This is a genomic window from Acidovorax sp. Leaf78 (assembly GCF_001422735.1).
Classification (GTDB): domain Bacteria; phylum Pseudomonadota; class Gammaproteobacteria; order Burkholderiales; family Burkholderiaceae_C; genus Acidovorax.
Genome location: NZ_LMLZ01000024.1, coordinates 248,527 through 264,935 on the forward strand (window position 1 = coordinate 248,527; position 16,409 = coordinate 264,935).

The following is a 16,409-nucleotide window of genomic DNA, read 5'->3' on the forward strand; positions in this document are numbered from 1 at the left end:
CAAAGCAACGCACCCGCCACGCCCATCTGAACCGTACACAACCGAAGGAGACCACCATGATCCCAATGTTCAAGCCCTTGATCGAACAGGAAGAAATCGATGCCAGCCGAGAGTCGCTGGAGCTGGGATGGCTCGGCATGGGCAGCTATGTGTCCGGCTTTGAAAAGAAGGTGAAAGAGATCCTGCAGGCGCCGGACCGCCATGTGGCCGCGGTCAGCACCGGCACGGCAGGCCTGCACATCGCGCTGCTGCTGGCGGGCGTGGGCCCGGGCGACGAGGTGATCGTGTCGGCCTTCAACTGCTCGGCCGACTACCAGGCCATCACCTGGGTGGGGGCGGACATCGTGTTCTGCGACTGCACCGACGACACGCTCGAGCTGGACCTCGCCAAGGCCGAGTCCCTGGTGGGCCCGCGCACCAAGGCCATCATCGTGATGGACTACGACTGCATCATCAGCAACCACGAAGACATCGCCGCGTTTGCCGAGCGCCACAAGCTGCGCGTCATCCACGATGCGGCCCACTCGTTCGGCTCCAGCTACAAAGGCCGCATGGTCGGCAGCTTTTCGGACATTTGCGTGTTCAGCCACGACCCGGTCAAGACCGTGACCTGCCTGGACGGCGGCACCGTCGTCGTGCGCACCGAAGAGGAATTGCGCCGCGTGCACGAACTGCGCCTGCTCGGCATGCAGCAACCCGCCGAGGTGATGTACCAGAACAAACGCGCCTGGACTTTCGACGTCGAGCGGGTGGGCTTTCGCTACCACATGCTCAACATGCACGCCGCCATCGGCTTGGCCCAGCTGGGCAAGCTCGACGTGATCAAGTCGAGCCGCCAGGCGGCATCGCGCCGCTACAACGAAAAGCTGCAGGGCATCGCACAGGTGCGCACGCCGGCAACCGACTTTGCCGATGTGAACCCGTTCCTGTACTACATCCGCGTGCCGGCGGAGCACCGCGATGCGCTGCGCGACTTTCTGAAGGCCAACGGCGCCGACACGGGCATCCACTGGCAGCCGGGGCACTGGTTCTCGCTGTGGAAGGACTGCCGCGCGGGCGACCTGTCGGTGACGGACAGCGTGGGCAAAGGCATTCTCTCGCTGCCCCTGCACTCGCGCATGTCGCTGGACACGGTGGACGCCGTGGCCGAGCAGGTGCGCCGCTACTTCGAGCAAATCTGACGAACGGGGGGCGGCCATGCAAGCACCAACTCCTGGACAGCAGCTTTTCGCAGCGATCAAGCAGACGGCCCGCGCTGGCGAGCCCGGCCTGGTGCTGCCGGTGGGGCAGCCGCTGGCGGCGGTCGTGCGGCCCATTGCCACCGTCCCCGGACACACCGACGCCCTCGACGCGCAACTCCTGACCGACTGGCGCAATCGCCATGTCAAATCCTTCCTGACCGAATTCGTTTCCACCCCCGAGCGCACGGCGGCCTGGCTGGCGGGAGCCGTCCATGACAACCCCGGCAAGATGCTGTTCATGGTGGAAACGCTGGACGGCGAGCGCGTGGGGCATGTGGGCCTGGGCTTCATCGACTGGCAGCGGGGCTATGGCGAAGCCGATGCCATCGTGAGCGGCGGGGCGTCGCCCCCGGGGTTGATGAAGGCCTCGCTGCTGGTGCTGATGCGCTGGGCCCGCGACGCGTTGGGGTTGCAGACCCTGGCCGTGCGGGTGCGCTCGGACAACCCGGCGGTCGAGTTCTACCGCAAGGTGGGTTTTCAGGAATACCAGCGCGTGCCCATCGTCGCGACCACCGTGCCGGGTGGCGTGGACTGGAACGAAGACCCTGCGGCGGTCGGCGCGCCGGCCAGCCTCGTGTACATGCAATTGCAGCTGCCCGCGGCCTGAATGAATGACTGGATAACTGACTGACTGAGCGGTTGCGGCGCACCGCCTTGGGAGACCCACCATGGACATCTTGCGGATGGACCGCGACCGGTTGCTGCGCTACGTGGTGCAGCAACTGCACAACACCCTGCCCGACGACTTCGACCCGCGCCCGGACATCGATGCGCACCTGGACGAGGCGCTGCACCGGCTGCACACGTGCATCAATGCCGTGCGGCCCTGGCGGCAGGACTGCTTCGACCCGCTGCACTCCACGCAGTACTGCAGCTTTCTGTACTTTCTGGCGCACACCATCTGGCGCAGCACCGGCAACGCCGACACGCCCACGCGGCTCTTCTTGCTGAACAAGGCGCTGAACGGCATCGATCTCTTTTATGAAATCGAGCTGCCGCCGGTGTTCTTCATCGGCCATTCCGTCGGCATCGTCTTTGCCAAGGCCACCTACGGCAACTACCTGGTGATCTATCAGAACTCCACGGTGGGCAAGAACCACGGTGTGGCGCCGGTGCTGGGAGAGGGCGTCGTCATGTACCCCGGCACCGCCATCATCGGGGGCTGCCAGGTGGGCGATGCCACGGTGCTGTCGCAGGGCACGAGCCTCGTGAATACCGACACGCCGGGGCATTGCACGGTGTACCCGGCACAGGCCGGCAAGGTGAGCTTCAAGCCCACCCGGCGCGACGCACTGCAGGACATCTTCCGGCTCTGACACGCCAGCGCGCGTCAGCCGGCCGTGACGCCCATCCCCATCGCCTGCGTGGCGTGCTGCAGGTAGGTCACCGCAAACTCGGTGTGTCCGTGGGCATGTTCCACCTCGGCCAGGCAGGCCAGGGCCACGGGGTCGTGCGGCACGGCGCTCAGCACCAGCTCTGCCAGCTCGGTCACGGCCACCCAGTGGCTGCCCATGACCGCTTGCGCCGGTGCCCCGGCCGGGGAGGGTGAGGCCGACGATGCGGCCGGCGTTGCCTTGGCCTTTTCCACCAGGTCCTGCAGGAGCTGGTGGGCTTCGTGCAGGCTCACCCGCTGGCCGGGCTTCAGGCCCACGCCGGGCACCGGGGGCTGCGTCCATTCCGGCGGGTATTGCTGCACCCAGGCCTGGATGGCCTGCTCCTGCGCCTCGGGGTCGTCCGGGTGTTCGGCCCGGGCCAGCCACTGCAGCCACATCACCCGCAGGCCCTCGCCGAAGAGCTGGTTGTACAGGTCCTCGCGCATCAGGGGTGAGTTCTCCGTCTCGCCACGCAGGTTGAGCCGCAGGTTGTTGAGCGCGGGCACGTCGGCCGCCAGGCCCGCCGCGATGCGCACGTAGTCGTCGGGCGTCTCGGCCAGCCACTCGGTGCGGCCCAGGTAGGTGAGCATGCCCACGCCCATGCGGCTCTTGAAGCTCTCGCCCACCATGGAGACGATGGGCACGCCCATCCACAGCACGTCGAAGGTGGTGGTGCCGCCCGTCAGCGGAAACGGGTCCAGCGCAATGTCGATGCGGTGGTAGGTGAGGTACTGGTTGTCGTGGCTGAGCGCCACCAGGTCTACGCGCGCCGGGGGCAGGCCCAGCCGCTCGCACCGGTCGCGGTAGGCCTGCGCGAACTCGGGGCGGTCCAGGTTCTTGCCTTCGATCAGCAATCGGGAATCAGGCACGGCCGCAAGAATCCTGCCCCACAGCGCCAGCACCTCGTCCGTGAGCTTGCCCAGGTTGTTGCAGCTGCCGAAGGTGACAAAGCCGTTGCCCACCGCGGGCGAGGTGCGCACCTGGTAGCGCGGCTGGTAGCGCCACAGGGGGTTGCGGCTCATGGGCCGATAGCACGCGAACAACGTCGGCAGCCGGTACAGGTGCTCGGTGTACTGCGCCTCGGCTCCGGGCGGGTCGGTGATCTCGTCGGAGAATTTGTAGTCCACGGCCTCCAGGCCGGTCGTGGCCGGAAACCCCAGCCACGACACCTGCACCGGTGCCGGCTTGTGCGCCAGGGCCAGCAGCCCGTTGTTGCCGGTGTGGCCGGCCAGGTCGATCAGGATGTCGATGCCGTGCGCGTGGATGGCCTTCGCCTGCTGCTCCGGCGTGAACCCGGCCAGCCGCACGAAATGATCGACATGGCGCTCCACGCGGTCCGTGACATGGTCGGACCGGGGGAACAGGAAGAAGGCATAGACCTCGAACTGCCGGCGGTCGAGCTGTGCGAGCAGGCCTTCCACCGAGTACATCACCGCATGCACCCGGAAGTCGGGCGACAGGAACCCGATCTTGAGGCGCCGCCACGGCGGGCCGCGGTGCGCGTCGAAATGGGGCCACTCGGGCCGCAGCGGGGGCTCGAACACGCTGCCGAAGTGGCGTGCCGCCACCGACAACTGGGACGCATCCACCTGGGGGTCCGCCAGCATGAACAGCAGCCGGTTGGTGTAGTTGCCCGGGTCGTTGGGGCGCAGCGCGATGGCTTTTTCGCAGTCGTGCACGGCCTCGCGCACCTGGCCCAGTTCGCGCCGGTGGATGGCGCTTTGCATCAGGGCCGCCACCTGGTCGTGGAGCGTGTCCGCCAGCTTGGCGGCTTCCTGGCTGGCGGCAAAGCCCTTGTCGTGCAGGTTGATCAGGTAGCAGCACTCGGCCAGCTTGATCCAGGCAATGGCCTGCAGGGGGCGCAGGGCGCACACCTTCTCCAGCAGCGGCAGGGCATCGATGTTGTAGGCGTGCTCGATCAGGATGTTGGCGTAGTTGACGAGCAGTTCGGCATCGTCCGGCCAGTAGATCCGCGCCTGCTTGTAGGCCTTGAGCGCGCCATCGAAATCGCGCTCTTTGTTCAGCGAGAAGCCCAGCAGGCGGTGCGCGGTGAGGTGTCGCCCGTTCTTGCGCAGCGCCTGGCGGCACAGGCGGGTGAGGAGGGGCCAGTCAGCGGCGGTGAGCGCCGCATGCAGGCGGGCGTCGTCCTGTTCGGTGTGTTTGGGTTGCACGTTGCGGCCGATCTCCGGGCAAAGGGGCGTCAATGCGGCAGTGTGCCATGCACCAAGGCAAAGGGGCCCGTCGGGGCCCCTTTGTCGTCGTCATCGGTCCACCACCAGCGGGGGGGCTTACTTGAGCAGCGAGAGCACGCCCTGCGGGATCTGGTTGGCCTGGGCCACCATGGCGGTGCCGGCCTGTTGCAGGATCTGGGCGCGCGACAGGTTGGCGGTTTCGGCCGCGAAGTCGGCATCCTGGATGCGCGAGCGCGAGGCGGAGAGGTTCTCGGACGTGATCTGCAGGCTGGCAATGCTGGTCTCGAAGCGGGACTGCATGGCGCCGAGCTTGGCACGCTCACCGCTGATGAAGGCCAGCGCGGAGTCCACGGTCTTCAGGGCGTCGGTCGCGTTGGTGAACGTGGTCACATCGAGGTTGGCCACCGTGTGCAGCGACGAGCCGCCGTTGTCCAGCTGGTTGCTGGTCGACGTCAGGGCGAACGACTTTTCCGAGTCCAGGGTGATGTAGCCACCGGTGGAGACGTTTTCTGCCGTGGTGTCGGCGGCCAGCGTGCGGGCCGTGCCGTTGCTGGCGCCTGCAGCGTCGTAGCCGGTCACGGTCACCGCTGCCGCATTGGCGTTCAGGGTGTCGCCGATCACGATGTCGTTGCCGGTGGCGTTGGTCAGGATGATCTGCGTGCCGTCCGAGCTCAGCGAGGCGTTGATGCCGGTCTTGGCCGATTGCTCGTTGATGGCCGACACCGCGGGCGACAGGCGGTCGGTGCCGGTGGCAGACGTCAGCGTGAAGGACACGGTGCGGGAGGCGCCCACGTTGTCGCCTTCGAGCGTCAGTGAGTACGAGCCGGCCGATGCCATGCCGGCCAGGCGCACTTCGGTGCGGGCCGTGGCGGTGACGCCGGTGGTCGATTGCAGGGAGTTGATCTGGTCGGCCGTGGCCTTGGCCGTGGCGTTCGATGCCACCGTCATGGTGCCGGTGCCCAGGTAGCCGCTGATGGACACCGCGCCGCTGGTCACGCCGTTGGAGACGGGCGTGGTGCCGCTGACGGCAGCCTGCGCGCCGATGCCGGAGCCGTTGGAGGCAATGTTCTGGTTGTTGCCGTACACACTGGTGCGCAGATTGGCCGTGGCGGCCACGATGGTCTGGTTGGCATTGGCGCCGACCTGGAACTGCTGCGTACCAAAGGTCCCGTCCAGCAATTTCTGGCCGTTGAACTCGGTGGTTTGCGAAATACGGTCAAGTTCTGCCACCAATTGGCCGACTTCCTGTTGCAGGGCCTGGCGGTCGCCGGCGCTGTTGGACGCGTTGGCCGATTGCACAGCCAGTTCACGCACCCGCTGCAGGATGTTGCCGGCGGAGCCCATGGCGCCTTCGGCCACCTGGGCCAGGGAAATCCCGTCGTTCGCATTGCGAACAGCCTGGTTCAGGCCACGGATCTGGCTGGTGAAGCGCTCGGAAATCGCCAGGCCCGCGGCGTCGTCCTTGGCGCTGTTGATGCGCAAGCCCGACGAAAGGCGCTGGATCGCCGTGTTCAGCGACGCCTGGCTGGTGCCCAGGTTGCGCTGTGCTGTGAGCGAGCTGATGTTGGTATTGATGGTTGCTGCCATGGCGAAACTCCTTAACGTCGCAAGACGGATCTGTTTGCCGGTTCAAGCGCACCCGTCCGGCTGTCAATGGGGGAACGATGGACGAATTGTGGAGATGCCACTTTTTGGCGTTGGGGAGATAAGCGGCAAAAAAGTCGCACAACTTGTGCGTTTGACCCTCAAGTTTTCCGGCGGGAACCCGAAAACATTTGCAACGGTCCGTAAGCGGCCCGCCGTTCACCAGGTAGCAAAAGCGCTGGCGAACCCAGGAGGCCAGCGTGGTGCTGGCAACCCCGGCTGGCGGCAACGCCATATTCAGTCAGTTCTTTCTGGAGATTTGCAATGGCTTCCACCATCAATACCAACATCGCCTCGCTCACCGCTCAGCGCAACCTGGGCACCAGCCAAACGTCGCTGAACACGTCCATCCAACGCCTGTCCTCGGGCCTGCGCATCAACAGCGCCAAGGACGACGCTGCTGGCCTGGCGATTTCCGAGCGTTTCACCAGCCAGATCCGCGGCCTGAACCAAGCGGTTCGCAACGCCAACGACGGTATCTCCCTGGCGCAGACCGCTGAAGGCGCGCTGAAGGCTTCCGGCGACATCCTGCAACGTGTGCGTGAACTGGCTGTGCAGTCGGCCAACGCTTCCAACAGCGCCGGCGACCGCCAAGCCCTGCAACAGGAAGTGGGCCAGCTGGTCTCCGAACTGGACCGCATCTCGCAAACCACCGAATTCAACGGCGCCAAGCTGCTGGACGGCTCGTTCGGTACGCAACAGTTCCAAGTGGGCGCCAACGCCAACCAGACCATCGTGGCTGCCACCGGCAACCTGCGCACCAGCGTCTACGGTAACAACCAGAACGTCGCCTCCAACGGCTCCGGCATCGGCGCACAAGCCCCAGCCAGCGGCACCACCGCCGTGAACAACGGCGTGACCAGCGGCGCTGTGTCCATCAGCGGCTACTTGGGCACCGGCAGCCTGACCGTGGCGTCGAGCGCCACTGCCAAGGCCACGGCCGACCAGATCAACGGTATCAAGGCCACCACCGGCGTGACCGCCACGGCCCGTACCGAAGTGCGCCTGGGCGGCATGGCATCGGCCGGCTCCTACTCGCTGACGCTGGAAGGCGACAACGCCGGTGCCGCCCGCACCGTGTCGTTCACGCTGACCTCCGCCACCGGCACCGACCGCCTGTCCGCCGCTGTGTCCGCCATCAACGACCAGACCGCCAAGACCGGTATCAACGCCTCGCTGAGCTCGGACGGCACGCAAGTGATCCTGACCAACGCCACCGGCAATGACATCGTGGTGGGCGACACCGCCAACGCCAACGCTGCCGCCGTGACGGTCACGGGCTACGACGCTGCCGGCGCCAGCAACGGCACGGCCCGCACGCTGACCGCCGACACCACGGCAGAAAACGTCTCCACCGGTGGCTACATCACCCTGGACTCGGAAAAGTCGTTCGCCCTGACCTCCGCCAGCAACCAGCTGGACGCCGGCGGCTCGTCGCTGCAAACGGTGGCCAACCTGGACGTGACCACGTTCGGCAACGCGACCAACGCCCTGAAGACGGTGGACTCCGCCCTGTCCTTCATCAACGGTGAGCGTGCCAAGCTCGGTGCTCTGCAATCGCGCTTCGAAACCTCGATCAGCAACCTGCAAGTGACCTCGGAAAACCTGTCTTCTTCGCGCAGCCGCATCCTGGATGCCGACTTCGCCGCAGAAACAGCCAACCTGTCGCGCTCGCAGATCCTGCAACAAGCTGGTACGGCGATGGTGGCCCAGGCCAACCAGCTGCCACAAGGTGTGTTGGCCCTGCTGCGTTAAGCGGCGGGTAAGGCGGCCGGGGCGTTGCAGCGCTCCGGCAGGACCAGGCGGCGGCAGATTTCTGTCGCCGCCATTTGGCTTTTTGGCGGCAGATGGTGGTGCCGCCAGCGGGCTCTGTAAGCCAGCGGGTGCCAGGACCGCTGGATAAGACGGGTTTCCTGGTGTGAATACGGACGATGCTGGCGACCATTCGGCGCCATAATTTCCGTTGGACCAGTTCAGGAGGTTGTTATGGCCACGATTTCATCCGTAGGTGTCGGCACGAACGGACTTAATGTCAAAGACATCATTTCCAAGTTGGTCGAACTGGAAAAAGCGCCGCTGACCAAGCTGGGTGTCGAGGCCGCCACGGTCAAGACCAAGATTTCCGCCTACGGGCAGATCAAGTCGATGGTGTCCACGCTGCAGGACGCCGCGAGCAAGCTCACCAGCGTCACCGGCTGGAACGGTGTCTCCACCACATCGTCTGACTCCAAATTTGTATCGGCCACCGCCGTCGGCGGCACTTTGCCCACCACGTTCAGCGTGGAAGTGCAAAGCCTGGCCAAGGCGCAGGCTACAGCCTCGGCGGCGCTGCTGCCGGTGGGCGGCGCCCTGGGCGCAGGCACGTTGCGGCTTGAACTGGGCAAGTGGAGCGTCTCCCCGGCGTCCTTCACGCCCGGCGCCGGCCAGCCGGTGGACATCACCGTCAGCGCCAGCGACAAGCTCTCTGATGTGGCCAGCAAGATCAATGGCTCCAATGCGGGTGTGACCGCGTCCATCCTGTCGGATGCTTCGGGCGAGCGTTTGCTGCTGCGCAGCAAGAGCACGGGCGAAGAATTCGGTTTTCGCCTGAGCGTGACGGAGGGCGCGGACACCGATCCGCAGAGCGCAGGCAACACCGACGCCTCCGGGCTGTCGCGCCTGGTGGCGGGCTCCACCGTGACGCAGGTGGCCGCCAACGCCAAGGCGACCGTGAACGGCATTGCCGTGTCGTCCGCGACGAACACGTTTGCATCCACCGTGTCCGGCGTGACCTTCAAGGCCGAGCAGGTCACCACCGCACCGATCGAGATCGCGGTGGGCAAGGACCAGTCTGCGATCCAGTCGAACATCGACGGGTTCGTGAAGGCCTACAACGCCATCAACGAACTACTGCAGGACGCGACCAAGTACGACGCCAAGACCAAGTCGGCCGGTTTGCTGCAAGGCGACTCGACCGCGGTGGCGCTGCAGAACTCGCTGCGCAATGCGATCCAGTCCGTCACCTCGGGTGGCGGCGCCTTCCAGCGCCTGGCCGATGTGGGCATCACCCAGCAGCTGGGCGGCAATCTGGCGGTGGACACCGCCAAGCTGAACAAGGCGTTGACCGAAAAGCCGGACGACGTGAAGGACCTGTTTCGCAGCACCGGCGGCGGCAAGGCCGATGGCATCGCCGTGCAGTTGAAGGCCCTGACCACCAACCTGCTGTCCAACGACGGTTTCTTCAAATCCAAGGACGACACGCTGCAGCTGAACCTCAAGCGCAATTCGCAGGACCAGACCCGCGTGGCCGAGAAGGTCGACTCATTCGAGAAGCGGATCACGCGGCGCTACAACGCTCTCGATACGCAGCTGAGCAGCTTGAACGGCCTGAACACCTATATCTCGCAGCAGGTGGCCGCCTGGAACAAATCGACGGGTTAAAGAGGCTTCAGTTTTTCTGGCGCAGGCCGATAACTTAAGTAATACCTCGGAAGGATTGTCAGCATGTTCAGCGCCTACAGCCCCCGTGCAGCCAACGCATATCAGCGTATCAATGTGGAGACCAGCATGCACACGATGGACCAGCACCAGCTGGTCAGCCTGCTGTATGAAGGTGTCCTCAACTCCATCGCCACCGCGCGCGGGTCTCTGGCCCGCGGCGATGTGCTGGGCAAAGTCAACGCCATCGGCAAGGCCGTTCGCATCCTCGAAGAGGGTTTGAGCACGTCGCTCGACAAGGTGGACGGCGGCGAACTGGCCGAAAACCTCGGTGCGCTGTATGACTACTGCATGCGCCGCCTGATTCTGGCCAATGCCCGCAACGACGACGCCATCATGCTGGAAGTGATGCGTTTGATCGAACCCGTGGCCCAGGGCTGGAACGAGATCAAGAAAACCGGCGCCACCAACGCGCCATCTGCCTATTCTTCTGCCGCTGGCCAGCCTGTGCTGGTGGAGGCTTGAGTCATGTCCCACATGCTGATTGATTACTACAAGGCGATTGAAGACAGCAGCGCCAAGATGCTGGAAGCCGCCAGGCTCAAGGACTGGGATGGCGTGGTGCGCTACGAAGGCGCCTGCGCTGTGCTGATCGAGCAACTGCGCTTCAAGTCGCAAGAGCACGAGCTGCTCCCCGAACACCGCCGCGAAAAGAGCCGCATCATGCAGCGCATCCTGCGCAACGATGCCCAGATCCGCTGCCTGGCAGAACCCTGGCTGGCCCAGTTCGAACACCTGTTCGAAGGCCAGCCGCAGATGATGCACTGAGCCCTGCGCTGACGTCCAAGACAAAGCCGACCCTACGAGGTCGGCTTTTTCATGGGCCAAATAGGGTGCTACCGCTTGTCTATCAAGCGCAAGCAGCTATCAAATTAAGAGCGATTGGCTCCTGACTCCTGGCGCGAAGGCTCCACGGGCAACGAAGTCCCCGATACCAAGAGCGTGGCGTGTATTTTGGGAGGTAAAAAGTGACCGCAGCGCTTATCCAACCAGCGCAAGCAGCTACGAAATCAGGAGTAGGCCCCCACGGTTCGATACCGGCGCGCCCCAGGCGAGAGATGCCCAGCAAGGGCCGCCCCGCAGCGAGGGCATCGTCCCCTTGCCCACAGCGCGCAGCGCTGTGAGAGCGAGGGGAAGGCGCGCAGCGCCTCAGGGGAGTGCCCCTGCTACACCTGCATGTTCATGATGTCGGTATACGCCTGCACCATCCGGTTGCGCACATGCAGCGTGGCCTGGAAGCCGATCTGCGCTTTCTGGATGGCGACCATGGTCTCTTCCAGGCTGACGGAGGGGTTTTCCATCTGCACTTCGGTCTGCAGGTTGGACGATTTGTTCTGTGCGGCGCTGACGGACTGCAGCGCGCCCTTGAGGGCGCCGGAGAACCCCACGTCGTTGGCGTCGTTTTGCGGCGCTGCAGCACGGCGCGCCACGCCTGCGCCCGTCAGGGGGGCGGTAGAGCTGGAGATGCGAAGGTCCATGGCTGTGGTTCCGTGGGGAATAGGGGTATGCTGCGTATCCTAGCCATCGCGCCGGGACCCATCGCTTTGAATTGATGGCCAAACGGGCGGCTTATTCAGCGAACATTTTGGAGGCGGGACCGAATAATCGACCCCACGCTTTGGTCCCTCGTCGGGCCTTCCTTACTGGAACGCAAGATGTCTGCAGTTGCTGAAATACCCCTCAATTCCCCCGCCAGCCCGAACTTGCTGCAGCGGCTGTCTACCCTGGACAGAGCCAAGCGCATGCGGCTGGGTGTGGGTGTGGCGCTGCTGGTGGTGGCGGCCATCGCGGCGATCGTGCTCGGTCGCCAGCCTGACTACCGCGTGCTGTTTGCCAACCTGAGCGACAAGGATGGCGGCGCCATCGTCGCCCAGCTGTCGCAGATGAACGTGCCCTACAAGTACGCGGATGGCGGCGGCGCCATCCTGATTCCCTCCGACCGTGTGCACGACGTGCGCCTGCGCCTGGCCACCCAGGGCCTGCCCAAGGGCTCGGTGACGGGCTTCGAGCTCATGGAGTCCAGCAAGTTCGGCATGACCCAGTTCCAGGAACGCCTGAACTTCCAGCGCGGGCTGGAGGGCGAACTGACCCGTTCCATCCAGGCCTTGTCGTCGGTGCAGGGTGCCCGCGTGCATCTGGCGCTGCCCAATCAGAATGGTTTCTTCCGCGAGCAGCAAAAGCCATCGGCGTCCGTGCTGGTCAGCCTGCACCCCGGCCGCATCCTGGACCGCGCGCAACTGGCGGGCATCGTGCACCTGGTGGCGTCCAGCGTGCCCGAGCTGTCGCCCTCCGCCGTGAGCGTGCTCGACGACACCGGCAAGCTGCTGTCGCAGTCGCCCGACGGCGGCACCGGTACCGAAGTGAACGCGCAGCACCTGCTGCACGTGCAGCAGCTGGAGCAGCAGTACACCCGCCGCATCATGGACATCCTGGAGCCCGTGGTGGGCCGCAACAACGTGAAGGCCCAGGTCACGGCCGAGGTGGACTTCACGCAGACCGAGTCCACGTCGGAACAATTCCGCCCCAACCAGACCCCGGACTCCACCGCCATCCGCAGCCAGCAGGTGCTCGAGAGCAAGGGCAGCGCGAACAAGACCGCCACGGGCGTGCCCGGTGCCGTGTCGAACCAGCCCCCGGCCCCGACCACGGCCCCTGTCAATGGCGCCAACCCCGCACCCACAGCCGGCAACAGCCAGCAGGGCACCGAAGAGCAGACCAGCAAGCGCGAGTCGACCACGAACTTCGAGGTGGACAAGACCGTGCGAGTCACCCGCGGCAGCACCGGCAACGTCAAGCGCCTGAGCGCCGCCGTGGTGGTGAACTACCAGACGGGCGAAGACAAGGGCAAGCCCATCACCAAGGCGCTGACGCCCGAGCAGCTGGAGCAGATGACGGCGCTGGTGCGCGAGACCATCGGCTTCAACAAGGAGCGCGGGGACTCGGTCAACCTCATGAACACGCCGTTCCAGGTCGATGCCACCCCCTCGAACGACGTGCCGCTGTGGAAGCAGCCGGAGGTGATGGACCTGGCCAAGACCTTTGCCTGGCCGGTGGGTGCGGTGCTGTTCGCAGCCCTCGTGCTGCTGGGGCTGGTGCGGCCTGCCCTGAAGGGCGGTGCTTCCGCCAAGCCGCAGCCCGTCACCGCAGCGGGTGCCCAGCTCGATGCCCTGGAGTCGGAAACCCCCGAGCGGGCCGCACTGCCTGCGCCCAACAAGAAGGACGAGGTGCTCCCTGCGACGCCCGAGCAGCTGCGCCTGGACGATGCCCGCGTGCTGGCCAAGGAAAATCCTGTGGCCGTTGCCAACATCCTGAAGTCCTGGCTCAACGGCGACCCTGCCTAAAACTACCTATTCCGGACGACCACCATGGACGAGCAAGGACTCAACGACGCCGCCATCATGCTGATGTCCCTCGGCGAAGAAGAGGCTGCCGAGGTTTTCAAGCACTTCTCGCCCAAGGAGGTGCAAAAGCTGGGCGAGACCATCGCCCGCATGCGGTCGGTGTCGCGCGAGAAGGTCGACCAGGTCATCAACAAGTTTTCCAACGCCGCATCTGCGCAGAGCCTGCTGGTGTCCGACACCGGCAACTATGTGCGGGCCGTGCTCAAGCGCGCGCTGGGCGACGACAAGGCCGGGCTGCTGATCGACCGCATCTTGCAGGGTGGCGATGTGTCGGGCATCGAAAGCCTGAAATGGATGGACCCGCTGTCCGTCGCCGAGTTGCTGCGCAACGAGCATCCGCAGATCGTGGCGGCCATCCTGGTGCACCTCGACAGCGACCAGGCATCCGGCATCCTCATGCACCTGACGGACCGCCAGCGCAGCGAAATCCTGCTGCGCGTGGCCACGCTGGAGGGCATCCAGCCCACGGCGCTCAAGGACCTCAACGAGGTGCTGTTCAAGGTGCTGGCCGGCGGCGACAAGATCCGCAAGAGCTCGCTGGGCGGCGTCAAGGCCGCGGCCGAGATCATCAACCTGCTGGGCGGCAACATGGATGCCGTGGTGCTGGAGTCGATCCGCGGCTACGACCCGGACCTCGCCCAGAAGATCATGGACAAGATGTTCGTGTTCGACGACGTGCTCAAGCTCGACGACAAGGCGATCCAGACGGTGCTCAAGGAAGTGGCGTCCGAGACGCTCATCGTGGCGCTCAAGGGCGCAGTGCCCGAGCTGCGCGAGAAGTTTCTGTCCAACATGTCGTCCCGTGCGTCCGAGGCCATGCGCGAAGACCTGGAGTCGCGCGGCCCGATGCGCCTGTCCGAGGTCGAGGCGCAGCAAAAGGAAATCCTGAAGACCGTGCGTCGCCTGTCCGACGAAGGCCAGATCGTGATCGGAGGCGGTGGTGATGATGCATTCGTCTAGCCGCTCGTACTCCCGCTTCATCCCCAGCGAAGAGGTGGGCGACTTCGTCCAATGGAAGTTCGGCGCTGTGGATGGCTCCGACCTGGTCGAGCCCGAGCCCGCCGAGGCGGTCCCTGAACTCCCCCCCGAAGTGGACGAAGCCGCCCAGCAAGCGCTGGTTCAACAGGCCTGCGACGATGCCTACGCCGAAGGTTTTGCCCAGGGCCAGGCCGAAACGGGCCTGGAGTGGCAGCGGCGCATGGACGACTACATCGCCCAGCAGGGTGCAGACGCCGCGCAGCGGCTGCAGGCCACGATGCAGACCTTCGATGCAAGCCTGATCGACATGCAGCAGGTGATGGCGCAGCAACTGCTGGAGCTGGCCTGCGACATTGCACGCCAGGTGGTGCGCCAGGAGCTTTCGGTCAACCCGAACACGCTGCAGCCGGTGGTGCGCGAGGCCGTCAACATGCTGGTTGCCGAAGGCCGGCCCGCCATGGTCCGGCTGAACCCTGCCGACATGGAATCCCTGGCGCAGCCGCTGCGCGCAGAGATGGATGGGCCTGGCGTTCAGTGGGTGGCAGACGCCGCTGTGGCGCCGGGTGGCTGCCTGGTGGAGTCGGCAGGCACGGTGGTGGACGGCAGCCTGGACAAACGCTGGCAGCGCGCCATTGCGGCGCTGGGCCTGCAGTCGCCCTGGCAGGAAGAGGACGGCGGCGATGACCGTTGAATCGCCCTCTGACTGGACGCGTTTCATCGACGATGCGCGCGAGCGCGTGGCCGAGCCAGCGCCACTGGAAACCCGCGGCACGCTGACGCGGCTGACCGGCCTGGTGCTGGAGGCCGTGGGCATTCGCGTACCGGTGGGGTCGCAGTGCATGGTGCAGATGCCGGGGGCCGAGCCTGTGCTGGCCGAGGTGGTGGGCTTTTCTGCCGACCGCGCGTTCTTGATGCCTGCGGGCGATATCCATGGGCTATCGAGCGGCGCGAGCGTGGTGCCTGCAGCACCGTACATACCGATTCCGCGCCTGGGCGAGCCTGCCCGGGCCATCCAGCGCGCCGGCGTCCTGCGCCTGCCGATGGGCGAGGGCCTGCTCGGGCGCGTGGTGGATTCTCAAGGTTTGCCACTGGACCACGGCGGGCCCGTGCAGGACGTGGTGGCCGAGCCCATGGGCCGCCGCCAGATCAACGCGATGGACCGCGACCCGGTGCGCGAGTCGCTGGACACCGGCGTGCGCGCCATCAACGCGCTGCTGACCGTGGGGCGCGGCCAGCGCCTGGGGCTGTTTGCCGGCTCGGGCGTGGGCAAGAGCGTGCTGCTGGGCATGATGGCCCGCTACACCCGCGCCGACGTGATCGTGGTGGGGCTGATCGGCGAGCGGGGGCGCGAAGTCAAGGAATTCGTCGAGGATATCCTGGGCGAAGAAGGCCGGGCCCGTTCGGTGGTGGTGGCCGCCCCGGCAGATGCGCCGCCGCTGCTGCGCATGCAGGGCGCGGCCTATGCCACGGCCGTGGCCGAGCACTTTCGCGACAAGGGCAAGCATGTGCTGCTGCTCATGGATTCGCTCACGCGCTACGCCATGGCCCAGCGCGAGATTGCGCTGGCCATTGGCGAGCCGCCGGCCACCAAAGGCTACCCACCATCGTGCTTTGCCAAGCTGCCGCAGCTGGTGGAACGCAGCGGCAACGGCCTGCACGGCGTGGGCTCGATCACGGCCTTCTACACCGTGCTGTCGGAGGGGGATGACCAGCAGGACCCGATCGCCGATGCGGCCCGTGCCATTCTGGACGGCCACATCGTGCTGTCGCGCGCTTTGGCCGAAACGGGGCATTTCCCCGCCATCGACATCGAGCAGTCCGCATCGCGGGTGATGCACAACGTCGTGTCGCGCGGCCACTTCGACCTGGCGCGGCGCTTTCGGGCGGTGTATTCGCGCTATCAGAAGAGCCGCGACCTGGTGCAGGTGGGTGCTTATATGAGCGGTTCGGACCCGGCGCTGGACGAGGCCATCCGCCTGCAGCCGGAGATGGCGGCTTTTCTGCAGCAGGACATGTTCGAGGCCGCCTCGATGGACGACAGCATCGCCGGCATGGCTTCGGTGCTGGACCGTTGACCGCCCCGGCGTCATACCCCGTAATCCG

14 protein-coding genes are annotated in these 16,409 nt (G+C 65.6%); 11 read left to right on the top strand and 3 right to left on the bottom strand.

Translation table 11 applies throughout. From position 1 onward, the window contains the following. Positions 1 to 56: 56 nt before the first annotated feature. The 3 genes from ASF16_RS23290 to ASF16_RS23300 all read left to right on the top strand — a co-directional run bounded on the left by ASF16_RS23290 (position 57) and on the right by ASF16_RS23300 (position 2,557). The gene (locus ASF16_RS23290) at positions 57 to 1,181 is read left to right on the top strand and encodes a DegT/DnrJ/EryC1/StrS aminotransferase family protein (protein WP_056172909.1); all 1,125 of its coding nucleotides are present in this window, start codon (positions 57 to 59) and stop codon (positions 1,179 to 1,181) included. Between the two features lie 16 nt (positions 1,182 to 1,197). After that, positions 1,198 to 1,848, top strand: coding sequence for a GNAT family N-acetyltransferase (locus ASF16_RS23295; protein WP_056172912.1), 651 nt, complete (start codon positions 1,198 to 1,200; stop codon positions 1,846 to 1,848). Between the two features lie 61 nt (positions 1,849 to 1,909). After that, positions 1,910 to 2,557: a hypothetical protein gene (locus tag ASF16_RS23300; RefSeq protein WP_056172915.1), complete on the top strand. Its 648-nt coding sequence runs from the start codon at positions 1,910 to 1,912 to the stop codon at positions 2,555 to 2,557. Between the two features lie 14 nt (positions 2,558 to 2,571). On the opposite strand, the gene ASF16_RS23305 is transcribed toward ASF16_RS23300, so the two are convergent. Further along, positions 2,572 to 4,785, bottom strand: coding sequence for a glycosyltransferase family 41 protein (locus ASF16_RS23305; RefSeq protein ID WP_056173058.1), 2,214 nt, complete (start codon positions 4,783 to 4,785; stop codon positions 2,572 to 2,574). A 117-nt stretch (positions 4,786 to 4,902) separates the two neighbouring features. Next, positions 4,903 to 6,393, bottom strand: coding sequence for a flagellin (locus tag ASF16_RS23310; RefSeq protein ID WP_056172918.1), 1,491 nt, complete (start codon positions 6,391 to 6,393; stop codon positions 4,903 to 4,905). 321 nt (positions 6,394 to 6,714) lie between these two features. On the opposite strand from ASF16_RS23310, the gene ASF16_RS23315 reads away from it, so the two are divergent. The 4 genes from ASF16_RS23315 to ASF16_RS23330 all read left to right on the top strand — a co-directional run bounded on the left by ASF16_RS23315 (position 6,715) and on the right by ASF16_RS23330 (position 10,695). After that, positions 6,715 to 8,205, top strand: coding sequence for a flagellin (locus ASF16_RS23315; RefSeq protein WP_056172922.1), 1,491 nt, complete (start codon positions 6,715 to 6,717; stop codon positions 8,203 to 8,205). 231 nt (positions 8,206 to 8,436) lie between these two features. Further along, positions 8,437 to 9,870 carry a flagellar filament capping protein FliD gene (gene fliD, locus ASF16_RS23320; protein ID WP_056172924.1) on the top strand — a complete coding sequence of 478 codons (1,434 nt, stop codon included), beginning with the start codon at positions 8,437 to 8,439 and terminating at the stop codon, positions 9,868 to 9,870. Between the two features lie 63 nt (positions 9,871 to 9,933). Continuing rightward, the gene (fliS, locus tag ASF16_RS23325) at positions 9,934 to 10,392 is read left to right on the top strand and encodes a flagellar export chaperone FliS (protein WP_056172928.1); all 459 of its coding nucleotides are present in this window, start codon (positions 9,934 to 9,936) and stop codon (positions 10,390 to 10,392) included. A 3-nt stretch (positions 10,393 to 10,395) separates the two neighbouring features. Next, entirely contained in the window at positions 10,396 to 10,695 is a 300-nt protein-coding gene (locus ASF16_RS23330; protein ID WP_056172931.1) for a flagellar protein FliT, read from the top strand. Positions 10,696 to 11,093: 398 nt separating this feature from the next. On the opposite strand, the gene fliE is transcribed toward ASF16_RS23330, so the two are convergent. Beyond that, a complete protein-coding gene (gene fliE, locus ASF16_RS23335; RefSeq protein ID WP_010466044.1) occupies positions 11,094 to 11,405 on the bottom strand; it encodes a flagellar hook-basal body complex protein FliE in 312 nt (103 codons plus the stop codon). A 177-nt stretch (positions 11,406 to 11,582) separates the two neighbouring features. On the opposite strand from fliE, the gene fliF reads away from it, so the two are divergent. From fliF to fliI, 4 genes are read left to right on the top strand one after another with little or no spacing between them, the layout of a single operon-like run. Then, the gene (gene fliF, locus ASF16_RS23340) at positions 11,583 to 13,268 is read left to right on the top strand and encodes a flagellar basal-body MS-ring/collar protein FliF (protein ID WP_056172934.1); all 1,686 of its coding nucleotides are present in this window, start codon (positions 11,583 to 11,585) and stop codon (positions 13,266 to 13,268) included. Positions 13,269 to 13,292: 24 nt separating this feature from the next. Beyond that, positions 13,293 to 14,288 (top strand): flagellar motor switch protein FliG, encoded by a 996-nt coding sequence (gene fliG, locus ASF16_RS23345; RefSeq protein ID WP_056172936.1) that lies wholly within the window; start codon positions 13,293 to 13,295, stop codon positions 14,286 to 14,288. Then, positions 14,272 to 14,997, top strand: coding sequence for a FliH/SctL family protein (locus ASF16_RS23350; protein ID WP_082517117.1), 726 nt, complete (start codon positions 14,272 to 14,274; stop codon positions 14,995 to 14,997). Before fliG ends, ASF16_RS23350 begins: the two co-directional genes overlap by 17 nt. Further along, positions 14,987 to 16,381, top strand: a complete 1,395-nt coding sequence (gene fliI, locus ASF16_RS23355) for a flagellar protein export ATPase FliI (RefSeq protein ID WP_056172941.1) — start codon at positions 14,987 to 14,989, stop codon at positions 16,379 to 16,381. Before ASF16_RS23350 ends, fliI begins: the two co-directional genes overlap by 11 nt. The last annotated feature ends 28 nt before the right edge of the window (positions 16,382 to 16,409 follow it).

Bases quoted from the DNA above. Each gene is read 5' to 3' on its own strand.
- ASF16_RS23290 (WP_056172909.1), top strand. From the start codon at position 57: ATGATCCCAATGTTCAAGCCCTTGATCGAACAGGAAGAAATCGATGCC.
- ASF16_RS23295 (WP_056172912.1), top strand. From the start codon at position 1,198: ATGCAAGCACCAACTCCTGGACAGCAGCTTTTCGCAGCGATCAAGCAG.
- ASF16_RS23300 (WP_056172915.1), top strand. From the start codon at position 1,910: ATGGACATCTTGCGGATGGACCGCGACCGGTTGCTGCGCTACGTGGTG.
- ASF16_RS23310 (WP_056172918.1), bottom strand. From the start codon at position 6,393: ATGGCAGCAACCATCAATACCAACATCAGCTCGCTCACAGCACAGCGC.
- ASF16_RS23315 (WP_056172922.1), top strand. From the start codon at position 6,715: ATGGCTTCCACCATCAATACCAACATCGCCTCGCTCACCGCTCAGCGC.
- fliD (WP_056172924.1), top strand. From the start codon at position 8,437: ATGGCCACGATTTCATCCGTAGGTGTCGGCACGAACGGACTTAATGTC.
- fliS (WP_056172928.1), top strand. From the start codon at position 9,934: ATGTTCAGCGCCTACAGCCCCCGTGCAGCCAACGCATATCAGCGTATC.
- ASF16_RS23330 (WP_056172931.1), top strand. From the start codon at position 10,396: ATGTCCCACATGCTGATTGATTACTACAAGGCGATTGAAGACAGCAGC.
- fliE (WP_010466044.1), bottom strand. From the start codon at position 11,405: ATGGACCTTCGCATCTCCAGCTCTACCGCCCCCCTGACGGGCGCAGGC.
- fliF (WP_056172934.1), top strand. From the start codon at position 11,583: ATGTCTGCAGTTGCTGAAATACCCCTCAATTCCCCCGCCAGCCCGAAC.
- fliG (WP_056172936.1), top strand. From the start codon at position 13,293: ATGGACGAGCAAGGACTCAACGACGCCGCCATCATGCTGATGTCCCTC.
- ASF16_RS23350 (WP_082517117.1), top strand. From the start codon at position 14,272: ATGATGCATTCGTCTAGCCGCTCGTACTCCCGCTTCATCCCCAGCGAA.
- fliI (WP_056172941.1), top strand. From the start codon at position 14,987: ATGACCGTTGAATCGCCCTCTGACTGGACGCGTTTCATCGACGATGCG.